This is a genomic window from Streptomyces sp. NPDC058086 (assembly GCF_042885015.1).
Lineage (GTDB): Bacteria > Actinomycetota > Actinomycetes > Streptomycetales > Streptomycetaceae > Streptomyces.
In genome coordinates this window covers 1-19,923 of the sequence record NZ_JBHVST010000086.1, presented here as the reverse complement: position 1 = coordinate 19,923, position 19,923 = coordinate 1, and the positions used below count along the sequence as shown (strand labels likewise).

The 19,923-nt window shown below is 70.2% G+C and carries 20 protein-coding genes; 12 read left to right on the top strand and 8 right to left on the bottom strand.

Annotated features, from left to right (window positions below):
• Window positions 1–88: 88 nt before the first annotated feature.
• Window positions 89–2,683 (top strand): cellulosome protein, encoded by a 2,595-nt coding sequence (locus ACFVWD_RS42610; protein WP_389603300.1) that lies wholly within the window; start codon window positions 89–91, stop codon window positions 2,681–2,683.
• A 26-nt stretch (window positions 2,684–2,709) separates the two neighbouring features.
• On the opposite strand, the gene ACFVWD_RS42605 is transcribed toward ACFVWD_RS42610, so the two are convergent.
• Together ACFVWD_RS42605 and ACFVWD_RS42600 are read right to left on the bottom strand one after the other, a co-directional pair.
• On the bottom strand, window positions 2,710–3,474 hold the full coding sequence (locus ACFVWD_RS42605; protein ID WP_389603299.1) for a VOC family protein: 765 nt from the start codon (window positions 3,472–3,474) through the stop codon (window positions 2,710–2,712).
• A gap of 89 nt (window positions 3,475–3,563) precedes the next feature.
• On the bottom strand, window positions 3,564–3,956 hold the full coding sequence (locus ACFVWD_RS42600; protein WP_389603298.1) for a VOC family protein: 393 nt from the start codon (window positions 3,954–3,956) through the stop codon (window positions 3,564–3,566).
• Window positions 3,957–4,039: 83 nt separating this feature from the next.
• On the opposite strand from ACFVWD_RS42600, the gene ACFVWD_RS42595 reads away from it, so the two are divergent.
• Window positions 4,040–4,594, top strand: a complete 555-nt coding sequence (locus ACFVWD_RS42595; RefSeq protein WP_389603297.1) for a GNAT family N-acetyltransferase — start codon at window positions 4,040–4,042, stop codon at window positions 4,592–4,594.
• Window positions 4,595–4,597: 3 nt separating this feature from the next.
• On the opposite strand, the gene ACFVWD_RS42590 is transcribed toward ACFVWD_RS42595, so the two are convergent.
• Window positions 4,598–5,281, bottom strand: a complete 684-nt coding sequence (locus ACFVWD_RS42590; protein WP_389603296.1) for a glycerophosphodiester phosphodiesterase — start codon at window positions 5,279–5,281, stop codon at window positions 4,598–4,600.
• Window positions 5,282–5,708: 427 nt separating this feature from the next.
• Between ACFVWD_RS42590 and ACFVWD_RS42585 the strand changes: the two genes are divergently transcribed.
• The 4 genes from ACFVWD_RS42585 (at window position 5,709) to ACFVWD_RS42570 (ending at window position 9,627) form a co-directional block, all read left to right on the top strand.
• Complete coding sequence (locus tag ACFVWD_RS42585; RefSeq protein WP_389603295.1) at window positions 5,709–7,106, top strand: DUF6421 family protein; 1,398 nt, start codon at window positions 5,709–5,711, stop codon at window positions 7,104–7,106.
• Window positions 7,107–7,141: 35 nt separating this feature from the next.
• Entirely contained in the window at window positions 7,142–7,900 is a 759-nt protein-coding gene (locus tag ACFVWD_RS42580) for an SDR family NAD(P)-dependent oxidoreductase (protein WP_389603294.1), read from the top strand.
• Window positions 7,897–8,970 (top strand): threonine aldolase family protein, encoded by a 1,074-nt coding sequence (locus ACFVWD_RS42575; RefSeq protein ID WP_389603324.1) that lies wholly within the window; start codon window positions 7,897–7,899, stop codon window positions 8,968–8,970. The genes ACFVWD_RS42580 and ACFVWD_RS42575 overlap by 4 nt, the downstream gene beginning before the upstream one ends.
• Before the next feature lie 84 nt (window positions 8,971–9,054).
• On the top strand, window positions 9,055–9,627 hold the full coding sequence (locus tag ACFVWD_RS42570; protein ID WP_389603293.1) for a transglutaminase domain-containing protein: 573 nt from the start codon (window positions 9,055–9,057) through the stop codon (window positions 9,625–9,627).
• 123 nt (window positions 9,628–9,750) lie between these two features.
• Here ACFVWD_RS42570 and ACFVWD_RS42565 read toward each other — a convergent pair whose 3' ends face one another.
• Together ACFVWD_RS42565 and ACFVWD_RS42560 are read right to left on the bottom strand one after the other, a co-directional pair.
• Complete coding sequence (locus ACFVWD_RS42565; RefSeq protein WP_389603292.1) at window positions 9,751–10,479, bottom strand: lysophospholipid acyltransferase family protein; 729 nt, start codon at window positions 10,477–10,479, stop codon at window positions 9,751–9,753.
• Window positions 10,480–10,664: 185 nt separating this feature from the next.
• Window positions 10,665–11,081, bottom strand: a complete 417-nt coding sequence (locus ACFVWD_RS42560; RefSeq protein WP_389603291.1) for a DUF4395 domain-containing protein — start codon at window positions 11,079–11,081, stop codon at window positions 10,665–10,667.
• Window positions 11,082–11,156: 75 nt separating this feature from the next.
• On the opposite strand from ACFVWD_RS42560, the gene ACFVWD_RS42555 reads away from it, so the two are divergent.
• The 4 genes from ACFVWD_RS42555 to ACFVWD_RS42540 all read left to right on the top strand — a co-directional run bounded on the left by ACFVWD_RS42555 (window position 11,157) and on the right by ACFVWD_RS42540 (window position 14,351).
• A complete protein-coding gene (locus tag ACFVWD_RS42555) occupies window positions 11,157–11,570 on the top strand; it encodes a TlpA family protein disulfide reductase (RefSeq protein WP_389603323.1) in 414 nt (137 codons plus the stop codon).
• A gap of 206 nt (window positions 11,571–11,776) precedes the next feature.
• Window positions 11,777–12,307: a flavin reductase family protein gene (locus ACFVWD_RS42550; RefSeq protein ID WP_384919491.1), complete on the top strand. Its 531-nt coding sequence runs from the start codon at window positions 11,777–11,779 to the stop codon at window positions 12,305–12,307.
• Window positions 12,308–12,526: 219 nt separating this feature from the next.
• Entirely contained in the window at window positions 12,527–13,312 is a 786-nt protein-coding gene (locus ACFVWD_RS42545; RefSeq protein WP_054228809.1) for an electron transfer flavoprotein subunit beta/FixA family protein, read from the top strand.
• A 76-nt stretch (window positions 13,313–13,388) separates the two neighbouring features.
• Window positions 13,389–14,351: an electron transfer flavoprotein subunit alpha/FixB family protein gene (locus ACFVWD_RS42540; RefSeq protein WP_351299610.1), complete on the top strand. Its 963-nt coding sequence runs from the start codon at window positions 13,389–13,391 to the stop codon at window positions 14,349–14,351.
• Between the two features lie 62 nt (window positions 14,352–14,413).
• Here the strand turns inward: ACFVWD_RS42540 and ACFVWD_RS42535 are convergent, their stop codons facing one another.
• On the bottom strand, window positions 14,414–15,304 hold the full coding sequence (locus ACFVWD_RS42535; protein ID WP_389603290.1) for an endonuclease/exonuclease/phosphatase family protein: 891 nt from the start codon (window positions 15,302–15,304) through the stop codon (window positions 14,414–14,416).
• Between the two features lie 182 nt (window positions 15,305–15,486).
• Here ACFVWD_RS42535 and ACFVWD_RS42530 point away from each other — a divergent pair, with 182 nt between their 5' ends.
• Window positions 15,487–16,791: a DUF6986 family protein gene (locus tag ACFVWD_RS42530; RefSeq protein ID WP_389603289.1), complete on the top strand. Its 1,305-nt coding sequence runs from the start codon at window positions 15,487–15,489 to the stop codon at window positions 16,789–16,791.
• Between the two features lie 98 nt (window positions 16,792–16,889).
• Here the strand turns inward: ACFVWD_RS42530 and ACFVWD_RS42525 are convergent, their stop codons facing one another.
• Together ACFVWD_RS42525 and ACFVWD_RS42520 are read right to left on the bottom strand one after the other, a co-directional pair.
• Window positions 16,890–17,636, bottom strand: coding sequence for a hypothetical protein (locus ACFVWD_RS42525; RefSeq protein ID WP_389603288.1), 747 nt, complete (start codon window positions 17,634–17,636; stop codon window positions 16,890–16,892).
• Window positions 17,637–17,639: 3 nt separating this feature from the next.
• Entirely contained in the window at window positions 17,640–18,704 is a 1,065-nt protein-coding gene (locus ACFVWD_RS42520; protein ID WP_389603287.1) for a LacI family DNA-binding transcriptional regulator, read from the bottom strand.
• A gap of 219 nt (window positions 18,705–18,923) precedes the next feature.
• Here ACFVWD_RS42520 and ACFVWD_RS42515 point away from each other — a divergent pair, with 219 nt between their 5' ends.
• Complete coding sequence (locus tag ACFVWD_RS42515) at window positions 18,924–19,883, top strand: ROK family protein (protein WP_389603286.1); 960 nt, start codon at window positions 18,924–18,926, stop codon at window positions 19,881–19,883.
• The last annotated feature ends 40 nt before the right edge of the window (window positions 19,884–19,923 follow it).

The window sequence follows — 19,923 nt, the reverse complement described above, 5'->3', positions numbered from 1 at the left end:
TGCTTCGTGGTCACTCGCCGTTGACACGAGCCGCGCGGCGCTCCTACGTTCAGGCTCGCCCGGTTCGGGGTTCCGGCTGACGTACGGGATGTCGAACAAGCAGCGTGACCGCGGAGGCGCAGTGGCAGCAGACACCGAGACGCTCACCGTCGACCTCGGCACCGACACCGGCGCCTTCCACGGCGGGGCGAGCGGCACGCTCTACGGCCTGTACGGCGACGGAGTGCCCAGCCGCAACGTGGTCGAGGGCATGTACGTCCGCACGGTGTCGACCAAGGCCCAGGACGGCCTCCAGCACCCCGGCGCGGACGCCCTCGAAATCCTGCCCTCCTTCGTGGACTGCGGCGGCAGGGACGTCTACCTCTACATGACCGACATCTACCGCGGTTTCCCCTACCAGTGGCCCGGGGCCACCGGCGAGGAACGCCTCGCCGACTACCGGGCCAGGGTGGAGAAGCAGGTCAGGCAGGTCCTGACGACGGGTGCCCGCAGGTCCCACATCGTCTACGTACCGTTCAACGAACCCGAAGGCAACATGTTCGGCACGGGAGAGTGGAGCTACGACAAGACCTCCTGGCACACCGACCCGCGGCACTACTTCGCCGCCTGGAAGGACCTCCACCGCCTCATCAAGGGCCTCGACCCGCACGCGCGCATCGCGGGCCCCAACACCTGCGTCCTGTACGAGGAGGTGCGGGGCTTCCTGGAGTTCGCCAAGGCCCACGACGTCCTCCCGGACGTGGTGACCTGGCACGAGCTGTCGACGCCCGCCGCGATCCGTACGAACGTCGCCAAGTACCGCGACATGGAACGGGACTTGGGGATCGGACCCCTCCCCGTCAACATCAACGAGTACGCGCACAACTACCACCTGTCCGTGCCCGGGCAGATGATCCAGTGGATCTCCGCCATCGAGGAGTCGAAGATCGACGCCGACATGGCGTACTGGAACATCGACGGCAACCTCAACGACTCGGCGGTCGAGGCGAACAAGGGCAACGGTCAGTGGTGGCTGTTCCACACCTACGGCCGGATGAACGGCCGCACGGTCCAGGTGCGGGCGCCGCACCCCAACGTCCAGTACACCCTCCAGGGCGTCGCCACGCTCGACCGGGACAAACGCCAGGCCCGCGCCCTGTTCGGCGGCAGCGGCGGCACCGCGGATCTCGTCTTCGAGAACGTCTCCGCCGAGATCTTCGGCGGCACGGTCCACGCCAGGCTCCACGAGATCCCGTGGACCGGCCAGGTCGGCGCCTCGGCACAGCCGTTGCGCATCAAGGACCTCGAACTGCCGGTAGGCGAAGGCAGGGTGGTCCTTCCCCTCGCCGGCCTCGACGCGATGTCCGCCTACGAGGTCATCCTCTCGCCCGGCGGCGGGGTCCTCGCACCGCCCTCGATCGGCTGGCGCCGGTCGTACCACGCGCAGAACGCGACCTGCACGGGCGAGGGTCACTCGAGGAACGGGCCCGAGGGATCCCCCTCCGACGTCGACAGGTTCGCCACCTCGGGCACCTACCACGTCGGCGGACTACGCACCGGCTCCGACCTCGTCGTCGCCTTCTCCGTCGAGGTCCCACAGGACGGGACGTACGACCTGAGCGTCTTCGCCAACTCCCACAACCTCCACGAACTCGTGCGGGAGCAGGGCCCCACCAACGTCTTCCTGCGTGTCGACGGCGCGGACCCCCAGGAGCTGCGCCTCCCCCTCGGCTACAAGCCGGTCGTCTGGGGGCACACCGACACCCGGGTGGAGCTGACGGCGGGCGCGCACACGCTCACCCTGTCCGCGCGGGACCCCGACCTCGGCGTCACCAAGGGCGACGCGATCATCGACCGGATCGACCTCGTCCTGCGGGACGCGCACGTGAGGGCGCCCGCGCTGTACGAGGCCGAGTACGCGGGCCTCGGCGCCGGTGCCCGCGTGACGTACGAGCACCGCGGCGCCTGCGGGCCGGGTGCCGTGCTGCTGCCGCGCGCAGGCACCGCCACGTTCTGGGTGCACGCGGCCGCTGACGGCGAGGCACTGGTGACGGTTGATCAACTCGATTCGGGAGCAGGCCTATTGACGGTCAACGGGGTGGAGGTGGGGGGTCTCGACCGGGACGGGACCCCGCTGTTCCTGGCCGGCGGCATCAACAAGCTGACGGTGACCGGCACTTCGGAGCGCCTCGTCCTCGACCGGCTGTGCGTGGGACCGGGAACCGGACGCCTCAGGACCACCGTGTACCCCGCCGAGCAGGGCACGGTGACGGGCGAGGCCAGGGTGACGGGCGCCCACACCTTCGCCACCGGCGGGAAGTCGGTCGAGGGAGTCGGCCGGGGGCCGGACAGCGCCCTTGCTCTGACCGTCACGGCGACGCGCACCGGACGTCATGCCGTGACCGTCCGCTACTCCAACGGCGAGCAGCCCCCGGCCACCCACTACAACCCGGACCCGGTCTGCCGCCACGCGGACCTGTCCGTGAACGGGGCGCCGGCGCACCGGATCCTCTTCCCCACCACCTTCCACTTCAACAACTTCTGGGACCTCACCGTCCCCGTCACCCTGAACGCGGGCACCAACACCCTCACCTTCACCGCCGACGAACGGCCCGACTTCGACGGCGACACCACCAACGCCCACCGACAGCGCTCCGCGTACGCGCCGGTCATCGACCAGGTGGCGGTGACTCCCCTGGCATGAGTTCCGGCCGAGCGTCCGGACAGGACCTAGCCCTCCTCGCCCGCCACATGAACCCCGAAGAACGCCCCCTGCGGGTCCCGCAGGACGGCGATCCGGGGCCCGTCCGGCACGGACGTGGGCTCCATGAGAATGCTGCCACCCGCCCCGACGGCGGCGTTCGCGGTGGCGTCCACGTCCTCGACCGCGAAGTACGGCAGCCAGTGCGGCGGCAGCGCGTGCGGGAAGTTGTCGTCCATCGCCACCATGCCGCCGAAGTCGGCTCCGTCGATGCCCCACTGCGTGTAGTGCTCGGAGGCGTTCACGGTCCAGCCGAACACCGTGGTGTAGAACTCGACGGCCCGGTCCGGGGCGCGCGTCAGCAACTCCACCCAGCCGAGCGCGCCCGGCGCGTTGAACAGTCCCGCGCCCGGGAAGGCCCGCGCCTGCCACAGCTGGAAGGCCGCGCCGGCCGGGTCGAACGCCACCGCGAAACGCCCGACGTCGAACACGTCCATCGGGCCGAGGACGACCGTGCCGCCCGCGGCCTGCACCGCGTCCACGGCGGTGTCGGCGTCGGCCACCGCGAACGACACGTTCCAGGCGACGGGCTGCGACTCCTGGTACAGCGGGGAGAGCGCCGCGACCGGCGCGTCGCCGAGGTGCGCGACCGTGTAGCCGCCCGCCTCCTGGCGCGGGTCGGTCTCCGGACGCCAGCCGAACAGATCGGCGTAGAAGCGCTTGGCAGCCTCCAGATCACTGGTCCCGAGCTCGGTCCAGCACGGACCGCCGGTCACCGGCTTGTCGAGCTTCATGACGTTCCTCCGCCCTTCCGCCAGAAGGCCCCTCCAGCACGCTATGCCCGTGCCCGGGCCGTGGCCATCCGGCGTAGGGCGCCGTGCGCTCAGATTCCGGGGCGATAGCGCAGCGGATGATCCGCCGGGATCTCCACGAGCACGATCTCGACACCGTCCGGATCCGCGATCCACATCTCGATCAGCCCCCACGGCTCCTTCACCGGCGGGCGCAGGATGTCGACCCCGGCCGCCGAGAGCTCCTCGAACGCCGCGTCGGCGTCGGCCACCTGCAGCCACAGCCTGAGCGCGGGCGAGGGAGGGGTCTCGGAGCGGCCCGAGACCTCCAGGAAGCCGCCGCCGAGGAAGTAGACCGTGCCGCGCTCGGGGCCCGTCCCGAACTCCCGGTGGACGGCGAGGCCCAGCCGCTCGCCGTAGAAGGCGCGGGAGCGCTCCGGGTCGGTGGGCCGCAGAAGGATCCGACTGCTCAGTACATGCACCATGCCCCGGAGCCTAGGACGCCGACAACAGGGGCGTTACGCTCAGCGGTGCCCGACCCGCGCCAGAGATTTCGGAGAACCGTTCCATGGACACCGCCGCCGCCACCGGACTGACCTTCCGCGATGCCACCGACGCCGATGTGGACGCCCTCGTCGTGCTGATCGAGTCGGCCTACAGGGGGGACTCCAGCCGGACCGGTTGGACCACGGAGGCGGACATCCTCGAAGGACAGCGGACCGACCCCGAGGGCGTGCTCGCCGTCATCAAGTCGCCGGACAGCCGCCTTCTGACCGTGGAGCGGGACGGCGCCGTCGTCGCCTGCTGCCAGCTCGAACACCGTGGCGACCACGCCTACTTCGGCATGTTCGCGGTGAGTCCCGCACTCCAGGGCGGCGGCCTGGGCAAGGTGATCATCGCCGAGGCGGAGCGGCACGCCCACGAGACCTGGGGCGTCGCGGAGATGCACATGACCGTGATCTCCGCACGCGAGGACCTCATCGCCTGGTACGAGCGGCGCGGCTACCGCCGTACGGGAAGGATGACCCCCTTCCCGTACGGCGACGAGCGCTTCGGCATTCCGCAGCGCGACGACCTGCAGTTCGAGCTGCTGGTCAAGCCCCTGGCGCAGCCGGCGGAGTGATCCTCAGGCCGTGAAGCGGCCGGTGCGTTTGATCTGGGGGTAGTCGGTGGTCGCGCCGTCCAGCTCCAGCGCGCGCACCAGCCGCAGGTGGTCCTGGGTGTTCACCACCCAGCCGATGATCCGCAGATCGGCCTTGCGGGCGTGCTCGACGACCTCCAGGGTCAGCCGGCGGATGTTGAGACAGACGGTGGCGGCGCCGGCCTCCACGGCGCGGTCCACGACATCGACGTCGTAGCGGCTCGCGATGAGCGCCGTGCGGACGCCCGGCACGAGCCGGGTGATCTCGGCGATCGCCTCGTCGTGGAACGAGGACACCTCGACCCGCCCCACCAGATCGCGCCGGTGCATCACCTCGGCGAGCGCCCGCGCCGCCGCCGTGTCCTTGATCTCGGCCTGCAGTGGCGCCCTGACGGCGTCCAGGACCTCTTCGAAGACGGGCACGCGCTCACCGTGCCCGGCGTCCAGGGTGCGCAGCTCGGCGAGGGTCATCTCGGCGATCGGCCCCGAACCGTCGGTCGTACGGTCCACGTCCGCGTCGTGCATGACGACCAGCGCGCCGTCCTTGCTCAGATGCAGATCGAGTTCGATCAGGTCGAGGCCCGCGTTTTGGGCGGCGATGAAGGAACGGAGGGTGTTCTCGGGTTCGACACCCATCACTCCGCGATGACCGATGGTGAGGAAGTTCAAGATTCGACTCGCTTCCGTCGACGGCGGCTCGGCTCGCGCGTGGTCTCGGCGGCACCCACGCGGCAAGGCCGCAGCCTAATCGTCCCGCCGCGCGATGTACCCGCTCGTACGCCAGGCAGGGCGTGTCTGCCGCAAGGGGAGAGCGGGCCGTTGCCGCCGGGGCGCGTCACCCGGGTGTGGGCGAGTCTTCTGGCGGTTGACCCCCGAGCGCCCCAGGGTCGTTGCTCCTGCCACGTCCCGGCGCTTCCCGCGGATGCCCGTGTGTCCGGCGCCGCATAGCGGAAGTAGTCGCCTTCACGGTATCCGGCAGGAAAAAGAGCGGTGAAGTTGGGGTGGTGCAGGATAATCTATCGAGTCTCCCCTTGCGGGAAGGAACCTCATATACATACGGTGTGCATACGCGAGGTTCTCCCGTGGAGGGTGAGAGATGACGGAAATTCTTGTGCCAGTGGGTGTGGAGGAGCGGGTTCCTCCCGTGGGCAGGGTGGTGGAGCACCCGGCTTGGCCCGTGCTCAAGGATGCCGTGGAGGAGATCCGGCCCTGGCAGTCCAAGGACGGGTCGATCGACTTCGAGGCCGAGGGTGCCCCGGACACGGCCGATGCCGATCTGACCGTACGCCGTGCCGTAGACGCCATCGAGCAGCTCGCCCCGCTGCTGCCGCACGACGCCGAGTACCACGAGGCGCTCGTGAAGGACCTGCGGCGCTGGGCCGACGGTGGCTTCCAGGTGCCCGACTTCCTGGACTCACTGCTGGCCTTCCAGCCCGCCGCGCACCGCGAGGACGGCCTCCAGCACCTGGTCGTCTTCCCGATGTACACGCAGAACGGCAACCTGGACCGCAACTTCGAGGCGGTCGTGCTGCGCATGGTCTGGCCGGACTGGCTGGCCGAGCTGGAGCGCACCCGCTACGACAACCCGCTGTTCTGCGGCATCACCTTCGAGGACTTCACGGCGGGCTACGACACCAACTCGGCCGTTCTCTTCCCGGAGACGATCGCCGTGCGCGAGGCGCCGGAACGATTCTCCTGGGGCGGCATCTTCTGCGACCGCGAGGCCGCCCGCTTCCGCGCCGTCACCGACGCCGCCGTGGACGTCCTGGGCCTTCAGCTGCCCGAGGACATCGCCGCGATGGTCCACGACCAGGAGCGCTGCGAGCAGGCCTTCGTGCTGTGGGACATGGTCCACGACCGCACCCACAGCCACGGCGACCTGCCGTTCGACCCGTTCATGATCAAGCAGCGCCAGCCGTTCTGGATGTACGGCCTCGAGGAGCTGCGCTGCGACCTCACCGCGTTCAAGGAGGCCGTGAAGCTGGAGGCCGAGGGCCACCAGCACGGTCGTGACGTGCAGTACGCGGTGCTCTTCGACCGGATGTTCCGCTTCCCCGTCACCGGCGACCGCGTCCGCAACTACGACGGTCTCGGCGGCCAGCTCCTCTTCGCCTACCTGCACCAGCACGACGTCGTCCGCTGGACCGACAACAAGCTGCACATCGACTGGCAGCGCGCCCCGCAGATCACCAACCAGCTGTGCGCCGAGATCGAGGACCTGTACCGGGCCGGCATCGACCGCCCCAAGCTCGTCCACTGGTTCAAGGCGTACGAGCTCGTCTCCACTTATCTCGCACCGCACCCCGGCTCCCGCTGGGCCAAGGGCCCGGACGCCCTCGATCTGACCCAGCCGCCCCGTAAGCTCGTCGACGACGTGCTTCCGGACGAGTTTCCGCTGAGCATGTTCTATGAGGCGCTCTCCAAGAAACTGAAGAACGTGATCGCCTCCACCAAGGGCATCACCGCGACGAGCGCCGAGCGGGCCGCCGCGTGAGCGCTCGTACCGGGGATGTTCAGGAGGCGAAGGCGATGTCACACGGAAACGGCAACGGACCTCTCAGCGGCGCGGTGATCGCGGTCGCCGGAGCGGGTGGACCCGCCGGGCGCGCGACGCTGGCCCGGCTCGCCGACGCGGGCGCGACCGTCATCGGATCGGACAACGATCCGGAGCGGCTCGCGGAGGCCGTGGACGCGGCCCGCTACGGGCACGGCGGTGCCACCGTCATCGGCGACACGGTCGACCTGCTCGACCTCCAGTCGACCCGCGACTGGGCCACCCGCGTCGAGAAGGACTTCGGCCACGTCGACGGCCTGGTCCACTTGGTCGGCGGCTGGCGGGGCAGCGAGACCTTCACCAGGACGAGCCTCGACGACTGGGACTTCCTGGAGCTGCTGCTCATCCGCACGGTGCAGAACACCTCCCTCGCGTTCCACGAGGCGTTGCAGCGCAGCGACCGTGGCCGCTACCTGCTGATCAGCGCCGCGGGCGCGAGCAAGCCCACCGCGGGCAACGCCGCCTACTCCGCCGCCAAGGCCGCCGCCGAGGCGTGGACGCTGGCCATGGCGGACTACTTCCGCAAGGCCGGGGGCGAGCAGGGTGCGACTTCCGCGGCTGCCATCCTGGTGGTCAAGGCACTGGTGCACGACGCGATGCGCGCCGAGCGCCCGAACGCGAAGTTCGCGGGCTTCACGGACGTCGAGGATCTGGCCGAGGCCATCGCCGGCGTCTGGTCGCAGCCCGCCGGTGAAGTGAACGGAAACCGTCTGTGGCTGACCGAGAAGCCGTGAACCCTGCGAAGACCGACGCCCGGCGTCACCACGACCCGTCCGTCCGCGGCTTCGCCAGCGACAACTACGCGGGGGTCCACCCCGAGGTGCTCGCCGCCGTGGCCCTGGCCAACGGCGGGCACCAGGTCGCTTACGGCGAGGACGACTACACGGCGAACCTCCAGCAGATCATCCGCAGCCACTTCGGCGCCACCGCCGAGGCCTTCCCGGTCTTCAACGGGACCGGCGCGAACGTGGTCGCGCTCCAGGCGGTCACCGACCGCTGGGGCGCGGTGATCTGCGCGGAGAGCGCGCACATCAACGTCGACGAGGGCGGCGCCCCCGAGCGTATGGGCGGCCTCAAGCTGCTCAGCGTGCCCACGCCCGACGGCAAGCTCACCCCCGAGCTGATCGACCGTCAGGCCTACGGCTGGGACGACGAGCACCGTGCGATGCCGCAGGTCGTCTCGATCACCCAGAGCACCGAACTGGGCACCCTCTACACGCCCGACGAGATCCGCGCGATCTGCGACCACGCCCACGCGCACGGCATGAAGGTGCACCTGGACGGGTCCCGGATAGCCAACGCGGCCGCCTCCCTGGACGTGCCCATGCGCACGTTCACCAACGCGGTCGGCGTCGACCTCCTGAGTCTCGGCGGGACGAAGAACGGCGCGCTGTACGGCGAGGCCGTCGTCGTCCTCAACCAGGACGCGGTCAGTCACATGAAGCACCTGCGCAAGCTGTCCATGCAGCTCGCCTCCAAGATGCGCTTCGTCTCCGTGCAGTTGGAGGCGTTGCTCGCCAAGGACCTGTGGCTGCGCAACGCCCGCCACTCCAACCAGATGGCCCAGCGGCTGGCCGAGGGCGTGCGCGCGGTGCACGGCGTGGAGATCCTCCACCCGGTCCAGGCCAACGCCGTCTTCGCGCGTCTCCCGCACGACGTGAGCGAGCGGCTCCAGAAGCGCTACCGCTTCTACTTCTGGGACGAGGCGGCGGGCGACGTCCGCTGGATGTGTTCCTTCGACACGACCGAGGACGACGTCGACGGGTTCGTGGCGGCGCTCAAGGAGGAGATGGCTCACGCGTAACCCGAGCGCCAGCGTCTGCATAGATATGCGGCCATCTGAAAAGTCATTGACTCTCGGGTGGCCGCATTCCTATGCTCTCCGGGCATGGAGCTGATCCAGAACACTGCCGACCTGTCTGCCTACTTGGCCGCCGACGAGGTCATCGACCATCACCATCCGCTCGTACGGGAGACGGCCGCGCGGCTGGCCGAGGGGGCCGGCGACTCGTATGCCTATGCGCGGGCGGCTTTCGAATTCGTGCGCGACACCATCCCGCACTCGCAGGACTCCGGCGATCTTCGGGTCACCTGGCGTGCCTCCGACGTGCTGGAGCGGCGCACCGGCATCTGCTACGCCAAGGCCCACGCCCTGGCCGCGCTGTTGCGAGCCGAGGACATCCCGACGGCGTTCTGCTACCAGAAGTTCGACGAGGTGCACGGTCTCGTCGCCGTACGGTTCAACGGCGCCTGGCACCGGCAGGACCCCCGCGGCAACAAGCCGGGCGTGGACGCCCAGTTCTCCCTGGACGGCGAGCGGCTGGCCTTCACGCCCGATCCCGAATTCGACGAGTTGGACTATCCGGTTCTGTACGCCGAACCTCACCCGGTCGTGCTGAGCGCCCTCAAGGCCGCACCCGACCGGCCGTACCTCTGGCAGACGCTCCCCAGCGCACTCTGAGACCGGCCACCCATCACCCGGACGCGGACGAGGCGGCGCGGTGCGACGGGGTCGAACTCGCCGAACTCCTGGAGAGGTTCAGCCCCGGGGCGTGGAGCACCGTCCACGCCCCGGCGTGACGATTCAGCGGGCCTCGGCCGCCTTGACCTCTTCAGGGGTCGGCGCCGTGCCGCCGAGGTGTGCGGGCATCCACCAGGTGTCGTCCGGGCCCTTGGGGCGGACCGGGTAGGCGCGCTGCGCGGCCTCCAGGAGGTCCTGGACACCCTCGCGCAGCCGCCGGGTGATGGCGCCCGCGTACTGGTCCTGCGGGGCCTCCACCGGTTCGCCGACCCGGATGGTGATCGGGGTGTGGCTGCGCTTGAAGTTGCGCGGGTGGCCCTTGGTCCACAGCCGCTGGGTGCCCCACAGGGCCATCGGGATCAGCGGCACGCCGGCCTCTTGGGCCATGCGCGCGGCACCCGACTTGAAGCTCTTCAGGGTGAAGGACTGGGAGATGGTCGCTTCGGGAAAGACGCCGACGATCTCGCCGGACCGCAGTGAATCCAGCGCGTGCTGATACGCCGTCTCGCCCTGCTTGCGGTCCACCGGGATGTGCTTCATGCCCCGCATCAGCGGACCGGAGATCTTGTGCCGGAAGACCGACTCCTTCGCCATGAAGCGCACCAGGCGCTTCTGCGGCAGGGTGGCCAGACCGTCGAAGATGAAGTCCAGATAACTGATGTGGTTACTGACCAGCACGGCGCCGCCCGAGCGCGGAATGTTCTCCGATCCCTTGCAGTCGATCTTGAGGTCCCAGGCCTTGAACAACACTTGGGCGAGACCGACGACAGGACGGTAGACAAGCTCTGCCATGGACGGGGTGGACCCTTTCTCTCTGCTCGGGAAGGGGTCTCCCGGCGGGAAAGTTACGCAGCCGTAGGTTTACGGCATTGCGCAGATCGTGCCCGAAGAACGGACGAGTGGCCAGTCCTGGTGCCGCGATGCGGCGAGATCCTCGTCACGTGTCCCCTGATCGACCTCGGACTTCTAACTCACCGTCACTGGGTGCGTACCGTCACCCGACGTACGAGCAAGTACATCTCGCAGCCCAGGCAGTACCCGAACGCCGCGTTGAGGAACGCGGCCGCCAGCGCGCAGCCGGTCGCGGCGAACCCCAGCCAGTCGGGTCCCGCCGTGAAACCGATTAGCCCGACCACCGCGAACACGAGCCCGACGGCCTGCGCGAACTGCGGCGGCTGAGGCGACTCGAACCGTGTCGGCGGCCCGAGTCGGGGGCGTACGACCTTCCGGAACAGCCAGCCGTAAGGAGAGCGCGCCACGCCGCCCGAGGCGCCCAGCGCGAACGCCAGTACCTGCCAGGCCAACAGCCAGGTGCTGCCGGTGATCAGAACGGCCGCCAGTACGACGGTCGTCACGGCCGCACCGAACCGCGGCCCTCTTGCGTCAATGTCCATGAATCAAGCATTCCGTATGAAGGGCGGTTCATGGACCCGGGAATCTTTGCGGTCTCGTGAATGCTTGTGCTGAAGATGACCGGACTTCTGGTGTGCGTGGTGGTGCTCGCGGCGGCGAGCGCGTTCGGAGCGCTGCAACGGCGGCGGAGCGGGAGGGTGAGAGTGCGCGGGCGTGACGGTGGAAAGCGGCTCGGCGCGGCGGAGTTGGGGGAGGAACTCGGTGAACGGGCCACGCTCGTCCAGTTCTCCAGCGCTTTCTGCGCTCCCTGCCGGGCCACCCGGCGGGTGCTCACCGAGGTGGCCGGAATGGTCCCGGGTGTGCACCACGTGGAGATCGACGCCGAGGACCGCCTCGAACTCGTCCGCGAACTCGAGATCCTCAAGACCCCCACCGTGCTCGTCCTCGACGCCGACGGACGGATCGTGCGGCGCGCGACCGGACAGCCGCGCAAGGCGGATGTGATCGCGGCGCTGGGAGAGGCCGTCTGACCCGTGGCGATCATGGTGAGGCATCTCGCAGATGACCGGACGTACTTGACTGCACGCACCACCTATCGTCAACCTGACCGTATGCCCCCGGAACTCCTTCTCTTCGAGCGTGTCCACGTGGACCTGGCCCGCACCGCGAGTGCGCGCTGTCCGGTCTGTTGAGCACCTACGGACCTGCTCATCACCACTCGCAGAAGGACGACTCCATGACGGCCACGCCCGACCTGGACACTTTTCGGCTCGCCTCTCCCGATGCGCAACCCGCCTCACCCGACCTCCTGCGCTCCGTCTTCCGGCAGCACGCGGCCGGTGTCGCCGTGATCACGGCGCAGGGCGGCTCGGGTCCCGTGGGCTTCACCGCCACCTCGCTCAGCTCGGTCTCCGCCGAGCCCCCGATCGTCTCCTTCGGTATCGGTGTCGGCGCCTCCAGCTGGCCCGCGATCTCCGAGTCCGACCACGTCGGCATCCACATACTCGGCGAGCACCAGCAGGAACTCGCCGCCACCTTCGCCCGCAGCGGCGCCGACCGCTTCGGCGCGCCCACCCGTTGGCGTAAGGGTCCGGAAGATGTTCCCGTCCTCGACGACGTACTGGCCTGGCTCGTCTGCCGGGTCGTGACGCGGGTGCCGGCCGGGGACCATCGCATCGTGCTGGCCGAGGTCGTCCTCGGAGATCCGTCGGGCGCGGGCCGCCCGCTGCTGTACCACCAGGGACGCTTCAACGGCCTGCGCGACTGAAGCTACCCGCCGGTCCTACCGGTGAGTCCTACTCGTCGGTTACGCAGCGTTGCCAAGGTCACAGTTCAAAGCGCTTGCTTAGTGGGCAGGAACTGGGTGTACTGACGAGTAATATTTCGTTCGGAGCGCGGGCCGCCCCGACCGGGATCGGCCGCTTCAGGCGCCTATGCTGCCTGAAAGAAGGCAGCCCAGAAATGACGATGCAGTAGGAGAGCCGGCGTGAGCTTGAGGATCGTTGTCACTGTGAAGTACGTGCCCGACGCCACTGGCGACCGGCACTTCGCCGATGACCTGACCGTGGACCGTGACGACGTGGACGGTCTGCTCTCGGAGCTCGACGAATACGCGGTGGAGCAGGCGCTGCAGATCGCCGACGAAGCGGACGACGCCGAGATCACCGTGCTGACCGTCGGCCCCGAGGACGCCAAGGACGCGCTGCGCAAGGCGCTTTCCATGGGCGCGGACAAGGCCATCCACGTCGAGGACGACGACCTGCACGGCACCGACGCGATCGGTACGTCGCTGGTGCTCGCCAAGGCGATCGAGAAGGCCGGCTACGACCTGGTCATCTCCGGCATGGCCTCGACGGACGGCACCGCCGGTATCGTCCCCGCCCTGCTGGCCGAGCGCCTGGGCGTACCGCAGGTCACGCTGCTCTCCGAGGTCTCCGTCGAGGACGGCGTCGTCAAGGGCCGCCGTGACGGCGACAGCGCCTCCGAGCAGCTGGAGGCCTCCCTCCCGGCGGTCGTGTCGGTGACCGACCAGTCGGGCGAGGCGCGCTACCCCTCCTTCAAGGGCATCATGGCCGCCAAGAAGAAGCCGGTGGAGTCCTGGGACCTGGAGGACCTGGAGATCGAGGCGGACGAGGTCGGTCTCGAGGGTGCCTGGACCAAGGTCGACTCCGCGACCGAGCGCCCGGCGCGCACGGCCGGCACGATCGTCAAGGACGAGGGCGAGGGCGGCAAGCAGCTCGCCGAGTTCCTCGCGGGCCAGAAGTTCATCTAAAGGCCCGTTCGAGGCTCGCTGAACCTCCACTCGCTGACCGCCCCTCATCTTTCGTAAGCAGGAGAGAAGAAGTCCCATGGCTGAAGTTCTCGTCTACGTCGACCACGTGGACGGCGCCGTCCGCAAGCCCACCCTGGAGCTGCTGACGCTGGCCCGCCGCATCGGTGAGCCCGTCGCCGTCGCCCTCGGCTCCGGCGCCGAGGCCACCGCCGCCGCGCTCGCCGAGCACGGCGCGGTCAAGGTCCTCACGCACGACGCCGCCGAGTACGCCGACTACCTGGTCGTCCCGAAGGTGGACGCGCTCCAGGCCGCGTACGAAGCCGTCTCCCCGGCCGCCGTGCTCGTCCCGTCCTCCGCCGAGGGCAAGGAGATCGCGGCGCGCCTCGCGGTCCGCATCGGCTCCGGCATCATCACCGACGCGACCGACCTCGAGGCCGGCGACGAGGGCCCGGTGGCCACGCAGTCCGCGTTCGCCGCCTCCTTCACCACCAAGTCCCGTGTCGCCAAGGGCACCCCGGTCATCACGGTCAAGCCGAACTCGGCCGCCGTGGAGGCCGCCCCGGCCGCGGGCGCCGTCGAGGCCCTCGCGGTCTCCTTCTCCGAGAAGGCCACCGGCACCAAGGTCACCGCGCGTACCCCGCGCGAGTCGACCGGCCGCCCCGAGCTGACCGAGGCCGCGATCGTGGTCTCCGGCGGCCGTGGTGTCAACGGCGCCGAGAACTTCTCGATCATCGAGGCGCTCGCCGACTCCCTCGGCGCGGCCGTGGGTGCCTCGCGTGCCGCGGTGGACGCCGGCTGGTACCCGCACACCAACCAGGTCGGCCAGACCGGCAAGTCCGTCTCGCCGCAGCTGTACATCGCCTCCGGCATCTCCGGCGCGATCCAGCACCGCGCCGGTATGCAGACGTCGAAGACGATCGTGGCGATCAACAAGGACGCCGAGGCCCCGATCTTCGACCTGGTCGACTACGGCGTGGTCGGCGACCTCTTCGAGGTCGTCCCGCAGCTCACCGAGGAGATCAAGACCCGCAAGGGCTGATCGAGTCCGGCTCCGGCCGTACGAGGCCCCCGAGACCGCCCGCGCGGTCACGGGGGCCTCGCTCATGCCAGGCTCAGCCAGGTCTGCACGGGCAGATGGTCACTGGGGAACTGACCGTCCAGCGCGAAGGTGTTGACGGCCGCCCGGTGCACGGTCACCCCGGGTCCGACCAGGATCCAGTCGATACGGTCGCCGTCCGGCGTCAACGGCTGGTAGCCGTGGAAGGTCCCGTAGAGCGTGCCGCGCTCGGCCGCCGCGTCCCAGGTGTCGGCGAGCCCGGCGCCCAGCATCGCTTCGTACACCGGGTTCTGGTGGGCGACGGCATTGAAGTCGCCGGTCACGACGAGCGGCAGAGCGCGGTCGAAGCGCGCGACGCGTTCGGAGATCAGACTCGCGGCACGCATGCGTGCGTGCTGACTCGCGTGGTCCAGATGGGTGTTGAGTACATAGAACTCCCGTGCGTCCCGCAGGTCGCGGAAGCGGACCCAGGTGACGATGCGCGGGAAGGCGGCGCCCCAGGTGTTCGAGCCGATCAGCTCGGGGGTGTCGGAGAGCCAGAAGCTGTCGTGCTCGACCGGGGCCAGCCGGCGGGTGTCGAAGAAGATCGCCACCGCCTCGTCATGGCTGCCGCCCTTGCGGCCCGTGCCGATCCAGTCGTAGTGCGGTCCGAGGTCGGAATCGATGTCACGCAGTTGCTGGTAGATGCCCTCCTGGGTGCCGATGACGTGGGGCGACTCCCGGCGTAACAGCTCGCGCATCACCGGGCGGCGCACGGCCCAGCTGTTGGGCTCGGCGGCGCTCGCGAAGCGCAGGTTGAACGTCATGATCTCCAGACGGTGGCCGCCGCGCCGGCTGGCGGAGGCGGTCGCCGTGGTGAGCAGGGGTACGGCGACCGCGGCGGCCACCACCGTCCGCAGACCCATGCGTCGCGTCACTCTGCGGGTGTTCGACATGTGTGATCCCCTCCCCTCGGGGCCAGCATGAGGGGTGTGCCCCGCGACGCGAAAGAAGGCGTGGGGCGGGAGTGCACATGACGGACCATGCCGTGGACAGGTGTTGACCATCGGTGAGCACCATGGATAACTTCGCTCTACGGATTATTGATTCCGTGGAGCGGAAAACTGGAGGGTGTGGGATGGGTCAGGGCCAGCAGGAGAACGTGGCGACGAGCCTCGCGGGCGCCGTCAGCGAGGAGATCAGCGCCTCCCTCGCCCCGGTCGACGCCGAACTGGCGCGGCGTTACCCCGGAGACCCCGGCACCCGGCAGCCCGTCCACACCGTGTACGTCCCCGGCGACGTGTTCGCCGCCGACACCATCCGCTCCTGGGGCGACCGGGCCCTCGCCGCCCTCGACGAGCACGCCCCCGACGCCGCGTCCTTCGCCGCCGTCCTCGGTCTCACCGACGACCTCGCCGGGCCCGTGTACGACCGCGTACGCGCCAAGCTGGAGCGCGAGCCCGTCGAGGACCTGCGGGTCGACTTCGAGGACGGCTACGGCCCGCGCCCGGACGCCGAGGAGGACGAGGCGGCGGCCCGCGCGGCCCGCCTGATCGCCGAGGCGTACGAGAACGGCACGGCCGCCCCGTACATGGGCATCCGCATGAAGTGCATGGAGGCGCCGGTACGAGACCGGGGCATCCGCACGCTCGACATCTTCCTGACGGGCCTGATGGAGTCGGGAGGCCTGCCCGCGGGACTCGTGCTGACGCTGCCCAAGGTGACGTACGCCGAGCAGGTCACCGCGATGGTCCGGCTCCTGGAGGAGTTCGAGAAGGCGCGCGGTCTGGAGCCCGGCCGCATCGGCTTCGAGATCCAGATCGAGACCAGCCAGTCCATCCTCGCGACCGACGGCACCGCGACCGTCGCCCGGATGATCCAGGCCGCCGAGGGCCGCGCCACCGGACTGCACTACGGCACCTTCGACTACAGCGCCTGCCTCGGCGTCAGCGCCGCCTACCAGGCCAGCGACCACCCGGCCGCCGACCACGCCAAGGCGATCATGCAGGTCGCGGCCGCGGGTACCGGCGTACGCGTCTCGGACGGCTCCACCAACGTCCTGCCGATCGGCCCCACCGAGAAGGTCCACGACGCCTGGCGCCTCCACTACGGCCTCACCCGCCGCGCCCTGGCCCGCGCCTACTACCAGGGCTGGGACATGCACCCCGCCCACATCCCGACCCGCTACGCCGCCGTCTTCGCCTTCTACCGCGAGGGCTTCGAACAGGCCGCCGCCCGCCTCGCCCGCTACGCCAGCCACACCGACGGCGACGTCATGGACGAGCCCGCCACCGCCAAGGCCCTCGGCGGCTACCTCCTGCGCGGCCTGGACTGCGGTGCCCTGGACATCGCGGAGGTGGCGAGGGTGACGGGCTTGACGAGGGCCGACCTGGAGGGTTTCGCGGTGCCAAGGCGCGGCGACCTGACCATCTCGGGGAAGTGAAGCTCCCTGCTTTCAGGGGCGCGGGGCTGTGACGCTGTGCGGCTGAGCCGCGTGGGCGCGACCAGCCACATACGGCCCGCACTGTGATGACGGACCCTCTACGCGTATCTCTCAAGCCCCGAAGCCATGGTGAGCCCCTCCGTGGCGAACAGCCGGGTGCCCCGAGCGCAGAGCGCGGCATCCCCGCGAGCCCGCGCGCAGAACTCCTCCGGCGTCACCCCGAAAAGCTCCCGCAGCCGCGCCGACCTGGCGAGCAGCGAGGCGAGCAGCGGGCGCTCGCCGGGGTGCGGGCGAGGTGCTCCGGAGCCGTTGTGGAGCACTCCGCGGCGGTTGACGTACACGTAGGCGCCCGGCAGGAGTTCACCGGAGTCCAGCTCGATCCGTACGTCGGAGGCGGACAGCCACGCCCTGCCGTACGCCCCCTCGGCCACCGGAACGCCCTCACTCGTGTCCACCACCGCGAGCTGCGCCGCGTCCAGCCACGTGAGGAACGACTCACCGACGGCGCCGGGCGCGTGGAACGGCGACGCGGACACGTACCCCATCGGACTCACATGGGCCGAGACGCCGACCCCGAGGCCGCAGACCCGCGTCTTCACCATCGGGATCGTGCCCGACACCCCGGACTGCGCCATCTTGTGCCGGAGTTGGGCCGGGCAGGCGTTGGAGCCGACCGCGAGGACCGGGGCGCGGTCCTCGTACACCCTGCGCGTGAGCGGCAACAGCCGGTCCCCGTCGAGGAGTACGGACTCCTCGGGCCGGGCGCCCGGGTAGCTCAGCGGGTGCTCGCGGGGTGCCTCGGCGAGGCCGAGCGCTTCGAGAGTGCGCGGGTCCGGCTCGGCCACGGCTCAGTCCGCGGGCGGCAGTTCGCCCGAGCCGCGGGTGATCAGACGGGTCGGGAGTTCGATGCGCTCCGGGGTGATGAGGGTGCCCTCCAGCTGGCGGAAGAGGCGTTCGGCGGCGGTGCGGCCGAGGGCGGCGGCGTCCTGGGCGACGACGGTGACGCCGGGTTCGAGGAGGTCGGCGAGCTCGATGTCGTCGAAGCCGACGAGGGCGACCGGCCGGCCGCGCTCGGCGATGACACGGACGACCGTGACGGTGACGCGGTTGTTGCCGGCGAAGACCGCGGTGACGGGGGAAGGGCCGGACAGCATGTCCTCGGCCGCCTTCCGCACTCGCTGCGGGTCGGTGACGCCCAGGGACATCCAGTCGTCCTCGACGGGTATGCCCGCATCCTCCATGGCCGCCCGGTAGCCGCGCAGCCGTTCGGCGGCGGTGTGGATACGCGGCATGTCGCCGATGAAGCCGATCCGGCGGTGGCCGTGGGCGATCAGGTGGGCGACGCCGTCGCGGGCCCCGCCGAAGCTGTCGGACAGCACCACGTCGGCGTCGATCTGTCCCGCCGGGCGGTCCACGAACACCGTGGCGACGCCCGCCTTGATCTCGGGCTCCAGATAGCGGTGGTCGTCACCGGCCGGGATGATCACCAGCCCGTCCACCCGGCGTGCGCACAGGGCGAGAACCAGCTCCTGTTCGCGGTCCGGGTCCTCGGCGCTGGAGCCGTTGATGAGCAGCGCCCCGTGGGCGCGGGCCACCTCCTCGACCGCGCGGCTGAGGGGGCCGTAGAAGGGGTCGGCGAGGTCCTCCAGGACGAGGCCGATGCTCGCGGTGCGGCCCTTGCGCAGCACCCGGGCACTGTCGTTGCGGCGGAAGCCGAGCGCGTCGATGGCCTCCTGGACGCGGCGCTCGGTGTCCGGAGTGACTCCGGGCTCACCGTTGACGACCCGCGAGACCGTCTTGAGGCCCACCCCGGCTCGTGCCGCCACGTCCTTCATGGTCGGACGGTTGCCGTAGCGGTTCTCGGATCGGCGGGCGGTCTCTGCCACGATGCGCTGTCCTGTCCTGTCGTCCATGGTTCCCGTCGTCCACGCGGCGGTCCCTGTCGGCCACGGGTCCTGTTGTCCACGGGGGTGCGTCGGTCCATGGGGTTGTATGAGGATGTGGCGTCGAGCATAGAGCCTGGACAACGTTGTCAGATGCGGGAGACACTGTCCACCGCATTCTCCGGCCTGCGCCCCCATCGCGAGACCGGTCTGCCCCTTTCACCAGGTTCACCGGGAGAACTGACACTGATGCACACCGACCTCGTGGCCGCGCTCGACATCGGCGGCACCAAGATCGCCGGAGCGCTGGTGGACGGCCGCGGCCGCATTCTTCTGCGCGCGCAGCGCGCGACGCCCGCGCAGGAGGACGGCGACACCGTGATGGGGGCCGTCGAGGAGGTGCTCGGCGAGCTGACCGGGTCACCGCTGTGGAGCCGGGCGGGGACCGTCGGCATCGGCAGCGCGGGGCCGGTGGACGCTTCCGCGGGCACGGTGAGTCCGGTGAACGTGGCGGGCTGGCGCGACTACCCGCTCGTCGAGCGGGTCCGTGCGGCGACCGGGGGCCTGCCGGTCGAGCTGATCGGCGACGGGGTGGCCATCACGGCCGCCGAGCACTGGCAGGGTGCGGCGCGCGGCCATGACAACGCCCTGTGCATGGTGGTCTCGACGGGGGTCGGGGGTGGGCTGGTCCTGAACGGTCAGCTCCACCCCGGTCCCACGGGCAACGCGGGCCACATCGGGCACATCAGCGTGGACCTCGACGGTGACCCCTGCCCGTGCGGTTCGCGCGGCTGCGTGGAGCGCATCGCGAGCGGTCCGAACATCGCGCGGCGGGCGCTGGAGGGCGGCTGGCGGCCGGGGCCCGACGGTGACACCTCGGCCGCCGCGGTGGCCTCCGCCGCGCGCGAGGGCGACCCGGTGGCGGTGGCCTCGTTCGAACGCGCTGCGAAGGCGCTGGCGGCGGGCATCGCGGCGACCGCGACCCTCGTCGAGATCGACATCGCCGTCATCGGCGGGGGAGTGGGCAAGGCCGGGGACGTGCTCTTCGAGCCGCTCCGCAAGGCGCTGGCCGACTACGCCACCCTGTCCTTCGTACAGCGGCTGACCGTGGCGCCCGCGCTGATGGGCACGGACGCCGGTCTCGTCGGCGCGGCGGCGGCCGCGCTCAGCAGGCAGCCGAGCACGACCGCGGAGCGGGTCGCGGGCTGAGCGCGGCCCCGAGCCGCGGCTGATCAGCCGGGGCCTGGGC